This window comes from Brevibacterium sp. K72, from assembly GCF_050562175.1.
GTDB lineage: Bacteria > Actinomycetota > Actinomycetes > Actinomycetales > Brevibacteriaceae > Brevibacterium > Brevibacterium casei.
In genome coordinates, this window is the sequence record NZ_CP191582.1 from 300,623 (window position 1) to 317,912 (window position 17,290).

Here is a 17,290-nt window from a genome sequence, read left to right on the forward strand (position 1 = left end):
CCCTGTTCAGACAGCCGGTGCCCACCCCCTCGCCGAGGCGGTCGATCGCCGCCGAGGCGGGCGCTCGGTCTGTGCCTCCACCTCAGCCGGTACGGTCGGCTCAGTCGGCGCCGGGGCGGCGGCGTTCGGGTTCGGCGACGTCGCGGACGTGGTCGACGAGCTCCTTCCACTCCCCCGTGAGCTCTTTCTCCCCGAACCGGGCGTGCCCGAAGCGGCTCTCGATGAGGTAGACGTAGCGATCGGCTGAGGAGACCGAACCGGCCGGAGCGGCGCCGGTTGTCGCCGCCTGCCCGCCGGCACCCGATGCTCCAGCGTGCCCGTCGCCTCGGCTCGGCCACGGGAGGTCGGCGACGCGTTCGCCGAGCTCCTCACGGTGTTTGCTCGTGTCGATGTCGAGATCCCACACGAGGAGGAATCCGCCGATCCCTCCGCTGCGCTCGACGAGGAGGTGACCGAACTCCCGGTCACCGGATCCTGCGGTGCTCACCAGCTGCTCCCTCGGTTTCCCCGGGCTGCGGGCCCGGTGACGACGCCGACGGTCGTCCATCCTTCGACGACCGCGTCGTGGACGTCGGATCCCTCACCGAACTGGTCGGCCGCCTCGGCGATGGTGAGATCTGCGAACTGCGCGAAGTCAGTCGTCGTCGTGATCTCGGATCCGGTGAGGACGCCGTACCAGACCTGCCCGACGGTCTCCCACGCGGGACCGCCGACGGTCGTCGCCGCGACCGCGAACGCGCGGTTGGGGATGCCGGAGTTGAGGTGGACGCCGCCGTTGTCGGATTCGGTGCGGACGAAGCCGTCCATGTGGTCCGGCTGCGGGTCCTTGCCGAGGACGTCGTCGTCGTACGCGGTGCCCGGGGCGATCATCGAGCGCAGGGCCTTGCCGGTGACCGCCTCGGTGAAGATTCCGGCGCCGATGAGCCAGGTCGCGTCCTCGGCGTTCTGCCCGGCGGAATGCTGTTCGGTCAGCGCCCCGAAGACGTCGGCGCAGTGCTCGTTGAGGGCGCCGGACTGGTCGAAGTACTCGAGGTCGGCGGTGTGGGTGATGACGCCGTGGCTGAGTTCGTGGCCGATGATCGACAGGGAGCCGGTGAAGCCTGTGAACACCTCACCGTCGCCGTCGCCGAAGACGAGGAGGCGACCGTCCCAGAAGGCGTTGTCGTAGTCCTGGCCGTAGTGGACGCTTGCGAGCAGGGGTCCGCCCTGACCGTCGAGGGAGTTCCGGTCGAAGGCCTCGGCGAAGAGGGCATACGACGCGCCGAGGCCGTCGTAGGCTTCGTTGACCGCGTCGTCGGCGACGGGTTCCTCCCCCTCGCTGCGGACGAGGACGCCGGGTAGGTCCTCCTTGTTCTGCGCGTCGTGGATCTGGCGGTTCGGACCCGTCGCCTCACCCGCCTGGGCGCTGCGGGTCCGGGCAGTCGCCGAGGAGCCGTCGGGTGCTGCGCGCAGGCCTTCGGCGCGCAGCTGACGCACTCGGGCGTCGGCTCTCAGGCCCGTGCGGGCGGCGTCGGCGGCGCGGGGGAACCGCTCGCCGCCGTTGTCGGCGAGGTTGCTGAGCAGGTACGGCGGGACCACTGTGTTCGCTGTTCTCATGTGACCACGCTCTCATCTTCGCCCGAGTGTTCGATGGGAGCGGCGTCACAGCGGTCGGAGAAGACGCCCGCACACCGCTCTGCGGACGCCTCGGTCGGCCCATGGGCACCCTCCATAGACTGGTGATGTGCTCAAACCCATCCTGTGGCCGGTGCTCATCCCCTCGCTGCTCTTCGCGGCGGGACTGGGAGCGATCCTGCCCGTCCTCGTCCTCGGTGCGCTCTCGCTCGGGGCGAGTTCGGCGTTCGCGGCCGCGATCGTCGGCATCATGGGAGCGGTCTCCCTGCTTGCGACGGTGCCGGCGGGAATCCTCATCGACCGCCTCGGCGATCTTCGCGCCATGGTCGTCGCGACGGTCACCGCGATCGTCGTCCTCGCAGCGATCGTGGTCGCGTTCCTCTGGGACTCGGCGGGATCGATCGTCGTCTACACGATCGCACTCATGCTCTTCGCGCCGGTGTCCGATGTGTGGAACCTCGCCCGGCAGGCCGTCGTCGCCGAGGTGATGCCCTCTGCCCATCTGGCCAAGGCGATGACGGCGCTCGGCGGGAGCATGCGGGTGGGCAACCTCGTCGGGCCGATCATCGGCGCCGGCCTCATGCTCGTCTTCCCGATCTGGTCGGTCTTCGTCTTCGCCGGCGTCGCCGGGCTGCTCGCGATCCTCGTCCTCGCCCTGCCGATCGCACGGATCCCCGACTACGGTCAGACCTCGGGAGACGCGGCGACGGGAACGGCGTCGGCGCATTCGGACCACCGTGAGACTGCCCGAGGTCGAGCCGACGCGGCCGACGCCACCACCGTGACGACGGCCCCACGCGATTCCCAAGCCGCCGCCGACTCAGCGCAGCATCCGGTCCCAGGTGACACTCACGCTCAGGGGGCGTCTGCAATTGCCGCACCACCTCGGCGAGCCCGCCTCGATGTGCGCTGGAACGCCGTCATCCTCGTCGGGATCTCGATCATCACGCTCACCGTGGCGCGGTCGGCACAGCCGGTCGTCATCCAGCTGTGGGGTGTCTCGATCGGACTGCACGAGTCGCAGATCTCGCTGCTCATCGCCTTCGGAGCGGGGCTCGAACTCGTCTTCATGTTCCTCGGCGCCTACATCAAGGACCATCTGGGCCGGGTCGCCACTCTCGTCGCCTGCCTGACGATCTTCGGGGCCGGGTTCATCGCGATGGTGACGATGCCCACCCTCGTGGGCATGATCGTCGCGGTCGGGATCATGGCCGTGGGCAACGGCCTCGGCGCGGGGGTGAACATGACGATCGGCGCGGACCTCTCGCCTGCCATCGGGCGGGCCCGGTTCCTCGGGATCTGGGCGATCTTCAACAACGGCGGCAAGCTCGCGGGCCCCTCGGTCATCGCCCTCGTCATCGCGATCGCCTCGCTGCAGTTCGGCGTCCTCTTCACCGGGCTCTTCGCGATCGCCGGTGCCGTCTGGGTGCTCGTGTGGGCGAAGAGGATCGGCCTCCCGGGGCGGAACGCGGGACAGGAGCGCCCGTCAGCCGGGGCGGAGCCTCAGGGCGCCGGGCGCACCGGCCGGTCGAACGAGGCAGGGAGCCGACCCACCGACAAGGATCAGACCGGACAGTCCCCCTCCGAGTGGTCATCGGCCGACCACCCGAGCCGGAGATGACGATCGGGCCCGGCAGCAGACTGCCGGACCCGATTCGGTGGAGCCCCCTGTCAGACTCGAACTGACGACCTTCGCTTTACAAGAGCGGTGCTCTACCAACTGAGCTAAGGAGGCGCGGGCGCGGTTCTCCCGCGCTCAATGCCTACACGATAGTAGTCCATCGGGCACTCGGGCGACAAAAGCCGGAGCTCTGAGAGCGTCGGGCAACTCGGCCGCTGCGGCGGATGATGGCCAGGGCTCATTCGGGGTGATCCTGCGGATTCTCCGGTCACTGCCCCGAGGTCCGGAGGATTGACTGGTCACTCCGCCGAGGCGACCGGGCCGGGATTCACCCGCCGACCACGCCCCTTTGACCACCAAATCGCCGGTTGCGGTCGAAAAACCGAGGGAAATCAGCCGGATCGGCCAATTTCCCTCGGTTTTTCGACCGCAAACAGTGGGAGGGCTCAGAACCTCAGCGCACTCAGCGCCTCAGCGCAGCAGACTACCTCAGTTCTGGACCTCGCCGGTGGCCTTGAGGATCTCGATGGCCAGCGACTGCGGGTCACCGGTCTGCTCGGTCTGCTTGCCGTTGATGAGGACCCACGGGGTGGCGTCGACACCCGAATCGAGAGCCTCCTGGGTGGAGTTCGTGACGTACTTCTTGAAGGACTGGTCGGTCACGCAGCTCTCGACGGTCTGCTCCGGATCGGAGTTGAGCGCCTTCGACGTGTCGACGCCGGCGTCCGAGGCGACCTTGAGCAGCTCCTCGTCGGTGCGTCCGCTGGTGCCCTCCTCGGGCTGCTGAGCGAAGAGCGCCTCGAAGAGCGCTCCGGCCTTCTCCGGCTGGGAGTCGACGACGCATGCGGCGAGGTTGGCGGCGCGCGTCGAGTACTCGTTGCCGTTGGAGAAGCGGTCAAGGATGGCAATCGGCTTGTATTCGAGGACGATCGTGCCCTCTTCGACGAGCTTATTCAGCGTCGACGCGTTGGTCTCCTCGAACGCCCGGCACGCGGGGCACTGGAAGTCGATGAAGACGGTGACGGTGGCGGCATTCTCCTTGACACCGGCCTCGGCCGGCGTCGGCAGCGACGACTCCTCGCCCTCGGGCATGTTCATCGGCTGGACCACGGTTCCGCCCTTGGCGAGGCTGACGCCCCCGGCGACGTAGTTCGCCGGCGGGTTCGCGGGCCTGGCCGACTGGACGACGAGGAGGGTGACGATGACGGCCACCGCGACGACGACCACGCCGATCCCCGAGTAGAGGATGATCTTGGCGGTCTTCTCCTTCTTCGCCTGAGCTGCTGCGATCTGACGGGCATTCTCGCGTGCCCGATTCCGCTTCTCCGCCGCGGAGTTGTCTTTCGCCATGGTTCCTCACGTTGTCGATCGTCCGACTGGGGGGCGGTCCCGGTCGGCGCGAACCGACATCAGACCCGTCGGGCGGTGCTCCGCCCCGACGCTCCCACTGTACCGAAATCGCCTGTCACGCGACTCCCAGTGAAATTCAAGGTTCAATCATCGCAATCGTCGCCCATGCGCGGGGCTCGACCCCTTCCCCTGCGCGGGGCTCGACCCCCTCCCGTGCGCAGTGCTCAACCGCCTTCCACGGCCGGGTCCTCCGGTGCGATCATCCCCGCCGAGGCCACCCCTCGTTCCGTACGGCCCATGCCCTCCGTCCCGCAAACGCCGGGGAGACTCTCAGACAGGTCCCGGCAGCCACGCAAACGGGCTTTCGGGCAGAGGCCACCAGTTCATCGCGGCACCGGAGGTGATGACCATGATCGCGAGCACAATGAGTACGGCGATGACGCCGAGGGCGATGAGCCTGCCCAGGCCATTGCGGGTCGCCCCGGAGACGATGAGCCGCGAACCGTAGCGCAGGCTCGCAGCCCCCGGACCGACCCAGAGGACGAGGCCGCCGGCAGCCGCTGCCGCCCATACCGACCACTGCTCGGAGAGCTCGCCGGGGACGATGCCTGCGACGTCGAGCCTGGTGAGCACGAGCATCGCTACCCCCGCGATCGCGGGAAGGAGGAACGTCGCCACCGAGGTGAGCACGGATGCCAGCAGCGCTCCCGGCGCCGAGGCGACCGACCGCAGCGTTCCGCCGCCGTCCTCGCCACGCTCATAGCGGTAGCGCTGGACCTTGCGGTCGAGACGGGTGGCCGTGCGCGCGAGCACCGACCAGGCGAAGGAGAACGCGGTGATGACGAGCGGACTGAGCGGCATGATCACCGCCGCGAAGACGACGAGGGCGAAGACGACCCATCCGCCCGTGCGGATGGAGCGGTAGGTCAGCGGCGCCCACTGCTCGCCGGGCTGGATTCCTGGACCGCCGCCCTCATGCCCGACGGGGCCGATGCCGACGGGACCACGACCGGCATGTCCGCCCTGGCCCGACCACCCGCCTGCCGTGACATCGCCTGGCCCGTAGCCGCGGCTGCCGAGGTCGGCACCGGCGAGCGCCGAGCCCGGCGCGGCCTGGATGGCGCCGTTGGGATTGCGCACGGGACCCGCCGTGGCCTGGCGCATCGTCCCGCCGCGGGGGTCGAAGCCCGACTGGCCGGCCCCCGGATGGAGGGAGGTCGGGCGCATCGGCGCCTGCCCGGCGGACGGGCCCTGGGCGAAGCGCTGGCCCTGGGACGACTCCCCCGGGAACGGACGCTGCCCCGGATGCTGCTGTCCCGGCGCCGAGGAACCCGGCTGACCTGCGAAGTTCGTCGTCCCGGGAGACTGCGCCGGAGCGTACCCGCGGCCCGGCATCATGTCCTGACCGCCTCGCGGACCCGCAGCGGCATGGCCAGCAGCGGCCTGACCCGCAGCGGCATTCCCGCCGCCGGACATCCCCGCAGCCATCGCACCGCCGACGGCAGCCCCGCCCATGGCAGCTCCCCCGACCACGGCGCCCCCGTGCGGATCCTGTCCCGGATATCCCCCGCGCAGCACTCCCCGGCCATCGGCCGAGTCTCCGCCGCCGGGCGCCCCGGACCGCGATTCGTCGACGGCCGGCATGACGGCGGTGCGCTGGACCCCGGGGCCCGATCCGGAGCCGAGCTGCGGCATGCGCCCCGATTCGATGTCGACGAGCGCATCGAGGATCATCTGCCCGCTCGGGCGCCTCTCCGGCTTCGGGTCGAGGCAGGCCTTGAGCAGGGGGACGAAGTTGCGTGGGGTATCAGCGAGGTCGAACTTGCCGAGCGCCACTCGGCCGAGCACCGCTTCGAGCGGTCCCGCGCCGTAGGGGTTGCGGCCGGTCGCCGCGAACGCCATCGTCGCAGCCCAGCCCCACCAGTCGGTCTTCTCCGACGACGACTTGCCGTCGGCGATCTCCGGGGAGAGGTAGCCGGGCGTGCCCATGACCAGCCCCGTCGCGGTCACCCGCACCTCGTCGGCGACCTGGGCGATGCCGAAGTCGATGACCATCGGCTCCCCGTCCATGATCATGACGTTCGCCGGTTTGAGGTCGCGGTGGATGACACCGGAGTCATGGACGGCACCGAGAGCGTCGAGGAGGGCATGACCGAAATGGACGAGCTCGTCCTCGGCGAAGGGACCGTTGTCCCGGACGTCGTCGGAGAGCGTCTGACCGTCGACGAACTCGGTGATGATGAAGGGCTGCGCGGAGTCGAGCTCGGCGTCGAGCACCTCGGCGATGCGGGGATGGCGGATCCGCCGCAGCGTCCTCACCTCCCTGGCCAGACGCTTGCGCGCGGTCTCGTCGCTGGCGATGTGCGGGTGGAGGACCTTGACGGCGACAGGATTGTTGCCGCCGTCGACACCGAGGTAGACGACACCCATGCCGCCCGAGCCGAGCTCCTCGATGAGGCGGTAGCCTCCCAGATCCTGAACCATCACGGTCACAAGGGTAGTCGAGCGAGTAGAGTTCGTTCCAAGCAACGAGACTTGAGGAGGCGCAGATGAGCACCGTCGACGCCGCTGGATCCGAGACTGCGGAACCGTTCGGCGAGAGTGATTTCGTCGTCGTCGCGAACCGACTCCCCGTCGATCGCGACGCATCCGATCCCGATCGCGAATGGCGTACCTCACCTGGGGGTTTGGTCACCGCAGTCGCCCCGGTCATGAAAGCGCAGGAGGGGGCGTGGATCGGCTGGACGGGTGTCGCCGACGTCGACTTCGACCCCTTCACCATCGATGGGATGCATCTCATCCCGGTGACCCTGACAAATGAGGATGTCCTCAGGTACTACGAAGGGTTCTCCAACGCCACCCTGTGGCCGCTCTACCACGACGTCATCGCCCCGCCCGAGTACCACCGGACGTGGTGGGACGCGTATGTACGGGTGAATGAGCGCTTCGCGCAGAAGGTCGCCGAGGTGGCCGCCGAGTCCGCGACCGTGTGGGTCCACGACTACCAGCTCCAGCTCGTCCCGCAGCTCGTCCGCCGGATGCGCCCGGATCTGCGGATCGGCTTCTTCAACCACATCCCCTTCCCGCCGTTCGAACTCTTCGCGCAGCTGCCGTGGCGCGACGAGATCCTCCGCGGCCTCCTCGGCGCCGACCTCATCGGCTTCCAGCGCCCCGCGGACGCCGCGAACTTCCGTCGGGCCGTGCGCGGTCGGCTCGGCTTCACGACGAAGGGCTCGACGGTCACCGTCCCCGCCGACGGCGACCTTCCCGGTCACCTCGTGCGCGCCGAGGCGTTCCCCATCTCCATCGACACCCCCTACCTCGAAGAGCTCGCCGCCGACCCGAAGATCATCGAACGGGCCGCGCAGATCCGCGAGGAGGTCGGCAATCCCAAGGTGATCATGCTCGGCGTCGACCGGATGGACTACACGAAGGGCATCCGGCACCGGCTCAAGGCGTTCGGCGAGCTCCTCGCCGAAGGCAGACTCGACGTCGAGGACATCGTCCTCATCCAGATCGCCACCCCGTCCAGGGAGCGGCTCGAGCAGTACAAGCTCATCCGCCACGACGTCGAGCTCGCAGTGGGACGGATCAACGGCGAGCAGGCCGACATCGGCTCGATCGCCGTCCACTACCTCCACCACTCGTACCCGCGCGATGAGATGACGGCGTTCTTCATCGCCGCCGACGTCATGCTCGTCACCGCCCTGCGCGACGGGATGAACCTCGTGGCCAAGGAGTACGTCGCCTGCCGCCTCCACGACGACGGTGCGCTCGTCCTCTCGGAGTTCGCCGGAGCCGCCGAGCAGCTGGCCGGCGCGGTGCTCGTCAACCCGCACGACATCGGCAACCTCAAGGCCGGCATCCTCGAGGCCGTGAACATGGATCCGAAGACGCGCAGCCGGCGGATGCGGCAGATGCGCAAGAAAGTGCGGACCGACACCGTGAGCGCGTGGTCGAAGAAGTTCCTCGCCGAGCTCGATGCGATCCGCGACACCCCCGAGGCCGTCGTCCCCGACCGTCCCGCCCCGCAGGGCCGTCCCGCTGCCCAGCCGGCCGCCCCCGAACAGGCACCGTCGACTCCAGCCCAGGAGACGGCTCCAGCCCAGGACACGACTCCCGGCCAGGAGACGACTCCAGCGCCCGAATCGGCTCCGGTGCCCGAGCGCTCGCCGGTCGCCCCGGTGCCGTCTGCGACGCCCGCGGCCGCACCCTCGTCCTCCACGCCTGCGTCGACCGACGGCGCGCAGTCCACTCCCGACACCCGTTCAGCGACCTAGGAGCCGCCGTGACCTCGGACTCGACCTCGATGCCGCCTGCCGTTTCCGATTCCCTCACTCCTCCGCTCAGCGACCCCGCTGACGTGGATCTGCACCCCCTCGCCGAGGCGGACGACCTCCTCGTCGCCCTCGACTTCGACGGCGTGCTCGCCCCCTTGCAGGACGACCCCTCCCTCAGTCGGGTCCTGCCCGCCTCGGCGGAGGCGATCGCGAGGATCGCGACCCTGCCGAACACGCAGCTCGCGCTCGTCTCCGGACGGGACGTCGCGACCCTGCGCGGGCTCGCCGATCCTCCGGCCTCGGCGATGATCGTCGGCTCCCACGGGGCGGAGATCGACCTCGGCCCGGGGCAGGACGCCTCGGGGACGGAGTCCGCAGCGACCGCCTCGGGGACGGAGTCCGCGGCGACCGCCTCGGCGCCGGACCCGACCGAGGCGAACGCCGTGACGAACGACGAGGAAGAACTGCTCGCGGCGATCGATGACCACCTCGCCGAGCTGACGACGCTCAGCGACCGCGAGGGCTTCGACCTGCGGATCGAACGCAAACCCTACTCCCGCACCGTGCACACGCGAGGAATGGCACCCGGACTCGCCGCGTCCCTGCGCGAGCACGTCGTCTCGGTCCAGGCCGAACACGGCGGCATCCGCGTCATCGAGGGACACGACATCACCGAACTCGCCGTGAGCCAGGCGACGAAGGGCACCGGCATCCGGGCGCTGGTCGCCGAGGTGCACCCGACCGCGGCCCTCTACCTCGGCGACGACATCACCGACGAGGACGCCTTCGCCGAACTCGCGGAGATGCGGCCCGAGGTCACCGGGGTCGGCATCAAGGTCGGATCGGCACCGACGCAGGCCGAGCTGCGCATCGCCGACCCCGACGCCGTCGCGACGCTCCTCACCCGCCTCGCCGACGAGCGCGCGGAGTTCACTGCCTCCTGACGCGGACGCCGCCTGGGCAGGATTTGCTGGTCGCTCCGCCGAGGCCTGCAGGATTTGCTGGTCGCTCCGCCGAGGCCTGCAGGATTTGCTGGTCACTCCGCCGAGGTCGATCAGCTCGATTCGGCCCGCCAGCCTCGGCGCAGTGACCAGCAAATCGCAGGCGCACGGGCGACGACACCATGTGCGGGCAACTCCGCAGGGCATCGAGGTCCAGGCCCCGCGCCCTACCTCCGCTGCGGGGGCACGGCGCTGGCGCGGAGGACGAGGTCGGGAGTGACCGAGTAGTCGACCCGTCTCGCTCGCGTCGGGGCGGCGATCATCGCCTCCACTTCGTCGAGCGCGGAGGCCGCGACCGTCTCCCAGTCGTAGCTGACCTGGGAGAGCGGTGGGGCGATGACATCGGCGTCAGGCATATCGCCGACCGTGAGCAGCGAGAGGTCCCGGGGGACGTCGAGGCGAGCGCGCGCCGCGGCCTCGAGGATGCCGAAGGAGAGCGAGGGGGCGCACGCGATGACCGCGGTGCACCCGAGGTCGAGGAGCTCCTCGGCAGCCGCGACCCCTGCCATCGGTCCGCCCGCGGCCTCGACGACGGGGGCCTGATCGCGGGTCGCGGGAATGTGGAGGACGCTTGCCATCGACCGGCGGAACCCGGCGATCCGGGCGGCCGCGGCCGTGTCTCTGAGCACGGCGAGACCGATGCGCCGGTGCCCCAGGTGGACGAGGTGCTGGACGGCGGTGGCGATGCCGTCGGAGGCGTCGAGGACGATGCGGGAGATCCCGTCGTCGTGGCGGGCGTTCGAGACGCGGATGAGCGGCAGCCCGCGCTCGGAGAGTCTGGCCGCGAGCGCCCCGGCCGCTCCCCCGCCGAGGACGATCGCTCCGGCGATCCGCGGACCCGAGGATTCGCCTCCGTGCTCGGCGACCGGGCCGAGCAGGGAATCGGCGATCGCCTCGGTGCGCTCGAGTTCGGCTTCGACGTGGACGACGGCGATGCCCTGGGCGAACATCCGGTTGGTGAGGATCTCGAAGAGGTTCGTGTACGGGTCGACGTTGCCGGCGGGGGCGGACGGGCGGACGAGGGCGATGAGGGGGATGCCGGACGGGTTCACCGCCGGGGTCTCGATGCCGAGGACGGACAGCGCTTGGCGCACCTTCTCCGCCGAGGCGGCCGAGACCGCTCCCGGGTCCCGCAGCGCACGGGAGACCGTGGCCGTCGAGACCCCGGCGAGGTCGGCGATCTCGGCCAGGCGCACCTGCTTCGAGGAGGTGCCCATCACTGCCTCGCCGCCGCGGTCGAGCCCCTCGCGAAGAGGCGCGGGCGGAAGACCGGCGGGACGGTGGCAGGACCCCCGGGGGTGATCCGCAGGGTGCTCAGCGTGGCCTCGATGAGCGCCTGGGAGAGACCGTCGACGTCGATGCCGAGCACGGTCGCCGGCGGCCCGGTGAAGCGCATCGTCGGCGAGTCGCCGAAGCCGACGAGCGACATGTCCCGCGGCACCTGGAGGCGACGGTTCCGCAGTCCGTGCAGCGCCCCGTGGAGCTGGAGCGCGGACTGGACGATGACGGCCGTGCACGTGGCGTCCTTGAGTTCGAGGATCGCCCGGGAGCCGCCCGAGAAGGACTTCGGGACCGGGGCGATCCAGTCCTCGAGCGGCAGTCCGTAGGACCGTGCGGGATGCTCGGCGAGGAAGCGCTGGATCAGCTGGGTCGCGAGCTCCCCGGTGTCGTTGCAGATGAGACCGATGCGACGGTGTCCGATCGCGCGCAGATGCTCGAACGCCGTCGTCATCCCCCCGCCGAGGTCGAGGCGGGCGGCGATGATGTCGCCGGTCCCGCCCTCGGCCAGGCTCGCCGACTGCTCGTCGACGCGGATGCACGGGATGGAGGTGTGCAGGGAGGTCAGAGTCGGGGTGACGAGCGCGACGGCACCGGCTTCGATCGCGATGTCGAGCGGCGCGGAGTCGGTCTCGACGGGCGGGCGGGTGATGAGCAGCCCCTGGTCCTGGAGGGTGGTGGCCACGCGGGTGCACACCTGCGTCTGCCAGTACTCGGGGTTGCCGGGGGCTCCGACGGCGACGAGGCGGCGCGGAGACTCGGGCAGCAGGGTCGAGCGGGTGTAGCCGAGTTCGTCCATCGCGGTGAGCACGGCGGCCCGCGTCGTCTCGGCGACGGCTCCGCGGCGTCCGATCACCCGGGACACGGTCGCCAGGGACACACCTGCGCGTGCGGCGACCTCCTCGAGCGTGACCCTCATGGTCCCGAGTCTACTGATCGGCTCTGCTGGTCGGCTCTGCCGATCGGTTCTGCTGGTCGGCTCTGCTGGTCGGCCTCACTGGTCGGCCACGGTCGACGGATCCCGTCGGCCGCCTCGGCGAGGTTCGACTCAGCCCGCGTTCAGGCCCGTGCACATGCGCTGTCACAGTGCTGAGAATCACTCTACGCTGTGTCGAAGTCCCTATCTCCGGGCGGCGGCGACCGCATAGGATGAAGGGGACTGAGCATCCCTGCAGGTCACCGACGACCTGCTGCTCACGGCCGACGGAGAAGGAGCTGACATGTCAACAGTGTCGTTGAATGGCCTCAGCCACGCGTACGAGAACACGGTGTCCCCTTCGGTCCATCCGTTCAATCTCTTCATCGACGACGGCGAGTTCCTCGTCCTCTACGGCCCCTCAGGATCGGGCAAGTCGACGATCCTGCGCATGCTCCACGGACTTGAGGCTCCGAGGTCGGGGACGATCCTCATCGACGGCGTCGACGTCACCCACGCCGCCGTCAACGACCGCGATGTCACGCTCGCGCTCGAGTCCTACGCCCTCTACCCGCACATGAGCGTGCGCGACAACCTCGGCTTCGCACTGCGCATCGACGGTCTGCCCGCCGAGGAGATCGCTTCCCGAGTCGAGTCCGTGGCCGAGAAGATCGGACTGAGCTCGATCCTCGACTCCGTGCCCGGGGACCTCTCTCCCCTGCAGCGACAGACGATCGCCCTGGCCCGGGCGATCGTGCGCGAGCCCAAGGTCCTCATCATGGACGAACCCGTCGTCAACCTCGTGCCCGAGCACCAGGCCGACACCGTCCGCCTCATCAAGGACCTCCAGCAGGACTTCGGGCTCACCACCCTCTATGCGACGTCGAACCTCGAGGATGCGAAGATCCTCGCCGACCGCATCGCCTTCCTCGACCACGGCCGGCTCATCGGAGTCGAGGAGCCGGAGGTCGCCGAGGCGCTCGTCGCCTCGATCGCCGACACGGACAGCTGACCAGTGCCCGGCTCCGCAGGGGCCGAGACCACGACCTCGGGCCCCACGATCCACACCGTCGACCCCGCCGACCGGGCGATGTTGGCGCAGCTGCCATGGGATCTTCCGCTCGCCGACTGGCCGACAGACCTCATGGGCGGACTCCCCCGCGGCATCTCCCGCCATATCGTGCGGTTCATCGAGAACGGCGACGAGCTGCTCGCGATCAAGGAGACCGAGGACCGGCAGGCGCTGCGGGAGTTCGACATCCTCGGCGTGCTCGAGAACCTCGACGTCCCCTCCGTCGAACCCCGGGCCTACATCACGGGACGGCGCACCGCCGACGGGCAGGAGCTGCCGGGAGCGCTCGTGACCACGCACCTCGACTTCTCCCTGCCCTACCGAGCGCTCTTCTCGCGTGCGCTCGCCGAGGACACGGCCGGCCGCCTCGTCGACGCCCTCGCCGTCCTGCTCGCCCGCCTCCACCTCGTCGGCTTCTACTGGGGGGACGTGTCCCTGTCGAACACGCTCTTCCGCCGTGACGCCGACGCCTATGCCGCCTACGTCGTCGACGCGGAGACCGGGGAGCTCCACGACTCCCTGTCGGACGGGCAGCGAGAGATGGACCTGCGGATCGCACGGACGAACATCGCCGGGGACTTCCTCGACCTTCAGGCCGCCGGCCTCGTCGAACCCGACGTCGACCCGCTCGCCGCCGGGGACCGCCTCTTCGAGGCCTACAACGGGCTGTGGGCCGAGCTCACCCGGGTCGAGGAGTTCTCCGTCAACGAACGCTGGCGCATCGACGAGCGCATCCGCCGGCTCAACGATCTCGGCTTCGACCTCGGCGAGCTCACGGTCACGACCGACCTCGACGGGGTCAGCCTCCTCGTCGAGCCGAAGGTCGTCGAACCCAACCACCATTCGAGGCGTCTGCTGCGCCTGACGGGAATCGGGGCGAACGAGAACCAGGCGCGCGCGATGCTCAACGACCTCGACTCCTACCGGACGGCGCCCGGGTTCACCGGCGGCGCGCACGGATCCGGTGAGATGCCGGTCGAACTGAGCGAGGAGGAGGCAGCGAGGATCTGGCTCGACGAGGTCTACAAGCCGCTCATCGGCGGGATCCCTGAGAGCCTGATGAACAAGCTCGAACCCGGGCAGATCTTCTACGAGTTCGTCGAGCACCGCCGGGTCATGGCCCAGGCGCGGCAGCGCGACATCCCCCTGCGCGAGGCGATCGCCTACTTCATCATGGACGACCTCGCGAAGCTGCCCGACGAATCCCGGTACGTCCAACCCCCGCCGAGGTGACGGCCGGGTCGCAGCGGTCCCGCCGGGTTGGCGTGGACTGGCGTCCAGCCCCCGCCGAGGTGACGGCCGGGTCGCCGGAGTCCTGTGCGGTTGGGCTGGACCGGCGTCCGTCCCCCGCCGAGGCGAGGGTCGGCGCGGGTGACAGCCGGGTCGCAGCGTCCACGACGTGGACATCGGTGGCCGGGGCCGCCTCGGCGGGCATAGCTTGGGCTCAACGCCCCACTTCCGGTGCTCGGATCTGCAACGATGCAGCGCGCACCCCGTTCTGCCCGGCCGCGTAAGCCGGGAGGAAGGACCTCCGATGACGCAGGACCCGACTGAGCCCACTCCGACGGCTGCCCCTGCGCCGCCCCCACCTCCCGCATCCGCTGCGACGACCGCGCCATCGGCCCCCTCTGCCGCCGCGGTGCCGACGAACGAGGGCAATCCCTCGATCCCCTCTCTCTTCGACCTCACGGGGCGCACCGCCATCGTCGTCGGGGCCGGGTCGGGGCTCGGGCAGGCCTCGGCGATCGGGCTCGCCGATGCCGGTGCCCACGTCATCGCCGCGGACCTCAATGCCGCCGGTGCCGAGGAGACCGTGCGCATCATCACCGAGCGCGCGCAGGGCGGGACGGGGTCGCATGCGGAACCGGAAACGGGGGCCGGGTCGCGCTCGGGACAGGGGCCGGACTCGGACGTCGTCTCGAGCCCGGGCCCGGCGACGGCCGCGGTCGTCGACATCACCGACTCGGACTCCGTCACCGCCCTCGTCGCCGTCCACCCCGACGCGGAGATCCTCGTCGTCACGCCCGGGGCCAACGTCCGCAAGCGCCTGACCGCGACGACCGACGACGAGTTCGACCGCGTCATCGACATCAACCTCAAGGGCACGTACCGGCTGATGCGCGGCTTCGGCGCCGAGATGGCCGAGCGCGGACGCGGATCGATCGTCACCTTCGCCTCGTTCCGGGCGATCACCGTCGAACCCGGACAGGGCATCTACGCCGCGGCCAAGGCCGGGGTCGTCCAGCTGACGAAGACGCTCGCGAGCGAACTCGGTCCAGACGGAGTGCGCGTCAACGCGATCCTCCCCGGCCCCTTCGACACCCCGCTCACCCAGCAGATCAAGGCCGACGAGCAGTGGTGGGACGCGTACGCGGACAAGACCGCGCTCGGCCGGTGGGGCCGGCTCCACGAGATCGCCGGACCGGTGCTCTTCCTCGCCTCCGACGCTTCGACGTACGTGACGGGCACGTCGCAGCTCGTCGACGGCGGGTGGATGGCCCACGACGGACGGTTCACTCCGCGGGTGTGAGCCAGTGCCGGGACCTCCGTGACGGGGGTCTCCCGGGCACATGTGACAATGGCTCAATGAGTTCTCCGCAGAGCACGCCTGCACCACCGTCGGGGCAGCGCCCAGGAATCGTCCGTCAGCTCGGACGCCGCAAGTCGATCACCAGCATGATCAAGGACACCGAGGACGCGAATTCGCAGGAACTGCGGCGCACGTTCGGAGTCTTCCAGCTCACCATGATCAGCGTCGGTGCGACCCTGGGAACGGGCATCCTCGTCATCCTCGGCGAGGCGGTGCCGATCGCCGGTCCCGGAGTGTGGATCGCGTTCATCCTCGCCGGCATCACGGCACTGCTCTCGGCGGTGAGCTATGCGGAGATGGCGGGCATGGTGCCGGTGTCCGGGTCGAGCTACTCGTACACGTATGCGACCCTCGGTGAGGGTGTGGCCTGGGTCTGCGGCTGGTGCCTTGTCCTCGAGTACGCGGTCTCGGTCGCCGCTGTCGCCGTCGGTGCCGCGGACTACGTCAACGAGACGCTGCGGATCTTCGGCGTCGAACTGCCGCCGGCGCTCGCATCGGGTCCCGAGCAGCCGGGCGGGGTCATCAACCTCTCGGCTCTCATCGTCGTCGCTCTCGCGACGATCCTCCTCATGCGCGGGGCGAAGGAGTCCGGCGTCGTCAACACGATCATCGTCTTCGTCAAGATCGGCATCCTCGTCTTCTTCTCGATCGTCGCGTTCACCGCGTTCAAGGCCGGCAACTTCGAACCGCTCCTGCCGATGGGTGCCGCCGGAGTCACCGCGGCCGCCTCGATCGTCTTCTTCTCCTACATCGGCTTCGATGCCGCCTCGACCGCCGGCGAGGAGGCGAAGAACCCCAAGCGCGATCTGCCGCGGGCGATCATCCTCTCAATGGTCATCGTCACCTCGATGTACGTCCTCGTCGCCGTCACTGCGATCGGCGCTCGGGACTGGGAGTGGTTCGGCCTCGAGACGACGACAGCTCCGCTCGTGCAGATCGTCCACGAGATCACGCAGTCGAACTTCGCGGTCTTCCTCTTCGCAGCGTCCTCGGTGCTCGCGATCTTCTCCGTCGTCATCACCGTCCTCTACGGCCAGTCGCGCATCCTGCTGACGATGTCGCGTGACGGCATGGTCCCGCGCTTCTTCGGCATCGTCTCCCCGCGCACGGGAACGCCGCTCATCGGCACGCTCGTGACCGGCACGCTCGTGGCGATCACTGCGGCCCTCATCCCCCTCGGCGAGCTCGCGAACGCGACGAGCATCGGCACGCTCTTCGCGTTCTGCCTCGTCAACGTCGCCGTCATCTACCTGCGGGTGACGAAGCCGGAACTCGAACGCTCCTTCAAGGCGCCGCTCGGGTACACGATCCCCGTCCTCGGGGCGCTCGCATGCGCATTCCTCATGCTCAACCTCGGCGGGGTCACCTGGACGGTCTTCGGGATCTGGATGCTCGTCGGGTTCCTCATCTACTTCGGCTACAGCCGCCGCCACTCACGCGTGGGCACGATGAGCGACGCCGCCTACCGGGAGAGCCTCGACGCCTGAGCGCGCGGGCTCCCCTCCTCAGAGCCACCATCCCAGCAACCCTCCGGGCGCTGGGCAACCCCGCGCCGGGTTGCTCAGCGC

Annotated in this window: 13 protein-coding genes and 1 tRNA gene; 7 read left to right on the top strand and 7 right to left on the bottom strand. The window is 69.6% G+C overall.

The features are described from left to right. Positions 1-100: 100 nt before the first annotated feature. Complete coding sequence (locus ACQ1RG_RS01380; RefSeq protein ID WP_009376458.1) at positions 101-487, bottom strand: hypothetical protein; 387 nt, start codon at positions 485-487, stop codon at positions 101-103. Next, the gene (locus tag ACQ1RG_RS01385; RefSeq protein WP_040341247.1) at positions 484-1,596 is read right to left on the bottom strand and encodes a M4 family metallopeptidase; all 1,113 of its coding nucleotides are present in this window, start codon (positions 1,594-1,596) and stop codon (positions 484-486) included. Before ACQ1RG_RS01385 ends, ACQ1RG_RS01380 begins: the two co-directional genes overlap by 4 nt. Before the next feature lie 127 nt (positions 1,597-1,723). Here ACQ1RG_RS01385 and ACQ1RG_RS01390 point away from each other — a divergent pair, with 127 nt between their 5' ends. Next, on the top strand, positions 1,724-3,235 hold the full coding sequence (locus ACQ1RG_RS01390; protein WP_009376460.1) for an MFS transporter: 1,512 nt from the start codon (positions 1,724-1,726) through the stop codon (positions 3,233-3,235). 38 nt (positions 3,236-3,273) lie between these two features. Here ACQ1RG_RS01390 and ACQ1RG_RS01395 read toward each other — a convergent pair. The 3 genes from ACQ1RG_RS01395 to ACQ1RG_RS01405 form a co-directional block, all read right to left on the bottom strand. Continuing rightward, positions 3,274-3,349, bottom strand: a tRNA-Thr gene (locus ACQ1RG_RS01395). Positions 3,350-3,724: 375 nt separating this feature from the next. Continuing rightward, a complete protein-coding gene (locus tag ACQ1RG_RS01400; protein WP_063248839.1) occupies positions 3,725-4,585 on the bottom strand; it encodes a DsbA family protein in 861 nt (286 codons plus the stop codon). A 330-nt stretch (positions 4,586-4,915) separates the two neighbouring features. Next, on the bottom strand, positions 4,916-7,069 hold the full coding sequence (locus tag ACQ1RG_RS01405; RefSeq protein ID WP_063248838.1) for a serine/threonine-protein kinase: 2,154 nt from the start codon (positions 7,067-7,069) through the stop codon (positions 4,916-4,918). Between the two features lie 65 nt (positions 7,070-7,134). Here ACQ1RG_RS01405 and ACQ1RG_RS01410 point away from each other — a divergent pair, with 65 nt between their 5' ends. Beyond that, positions 7,135-8,865 carry a trehalose-6-phosphate synthase gene (locus ACQ1RG_RS01410; RefSeq protein WP_190246972.1) on the top strand — a complete coding sequence of 577 codons (1,731 nt, stop codon included), beginning with the start codon at positions 7,135-7,137 and terminating at the stop codon, positions 8,863-8,865. An 83-nt stretch (positions 8,866-8,948) separates the two neighbouring features. Then, positions 8,949-9,809 carry a trehalose-phosphatase gene (locus ACQ1RG_RS01415; protein ID WP_180960563.1) on the top strand — a complete coding sequence of 287 codons (861 nt, stop codon included), beginning with the start codon at positions 8,949-8,951 and terminating at the stop codon, positions 9,807-9,809. Between the two features lie 224 nt (positions 9,810-10,033). On the opposite strand, the gene ACQ1RG_RS01420 is transcribed toward ACQ1RG_RS01415, so the two are convergent. Together ACQ1RG_RS01420 and ACQ1RG_RS01425 are read right to left on the bottom strand one after the other, a co-directional pair. Next, on the bottom strand, positions 10,034-11,083 hold the full coding sequence (locus ACQ1RG_RS01420) for a LacI family DNA-binding transcriptional regulator (RefSeq protein ID WP_342474236.1): 1,050 nt from the start codon (positions 11,081-11,083) through the stop codon (positions 10,034-10,036). Then, positions 11,083-12,063, bottom strand: coding sequence for a LacI family DNA-binding transcriptional regulator (locus ACQ1RG_RS01425; RefSeq protein ID WP_197932065.1), 981 nt, complete (start codon positions 12,061-12,063; stop codon positions 11,083-11,085). The genes ACQ1RG_RS01420 and ACQ1RG_RS01425 overlap by 1 nt, the downstream gene beginning before the upstream one ends. 301 nt (positions 12,064-12,364) lie before the next feature. Here ACQ1RG_RS01425 and ACQ1RG_RS01430 point away from each other — a divergent pair, with 301 nt between their 5' ends. From ACQ1RG_RS01430 to ACQ1RG_RS01445, 4 genes are all read left to right on the top strand, one after another. Next, positions 12,365-13,072: an ABC transporter ATP-binding protein gene (locus tag ACQ1RG_RS01430; RefSeq protein WP_223289914.1), complete on the top strand. Its 708-nt coding sequence runs from the start codon at positions 12,365-12,367 to the stop codon at positions 13,070-13,072. Between the two features lie 3 nt (positions 13,073-13,075). Next, the gene (locus ACQ1RG_RS01435) at positions 13,076-14,365 is read left to right on the top strand and encodes a DUF4032 domain-containing protein (RefSeq protein WP_009376470.1); all 1,290 of its coding nucleotides are present in this window, start codon (positions 13,076-13,078) and stop codon (positions 14,363-14,365) included. Positions 14,366-14,666: 301 nt separating this feature from the next. Next, entirely contained in the window at positions 14,667-15,662 is a 996-nt protein-coding gene (locus tag ACQ1RG_RS01440) for an SDR family NAD(P)-dependent oxidoreductase (RefSeq protein ID WP_227007164.1), read from the top strand. Positions 15,663-15,718: 56 nt separating this feature from the next. Further along, positions 15,719-17,209 (top strand): amino acid permease, encoded by a 1,491-nt coding sequence (locus ACQ1RG_RS01445; RefSeq protein ID WP_131247966.1) that lies wholly within the window; start codon positions 15,719-15,721, stop codon positions 17,207-17,209. The last annotated feature ends 81 nt before the right edge of the window (positions 17,210-17,290 follow it).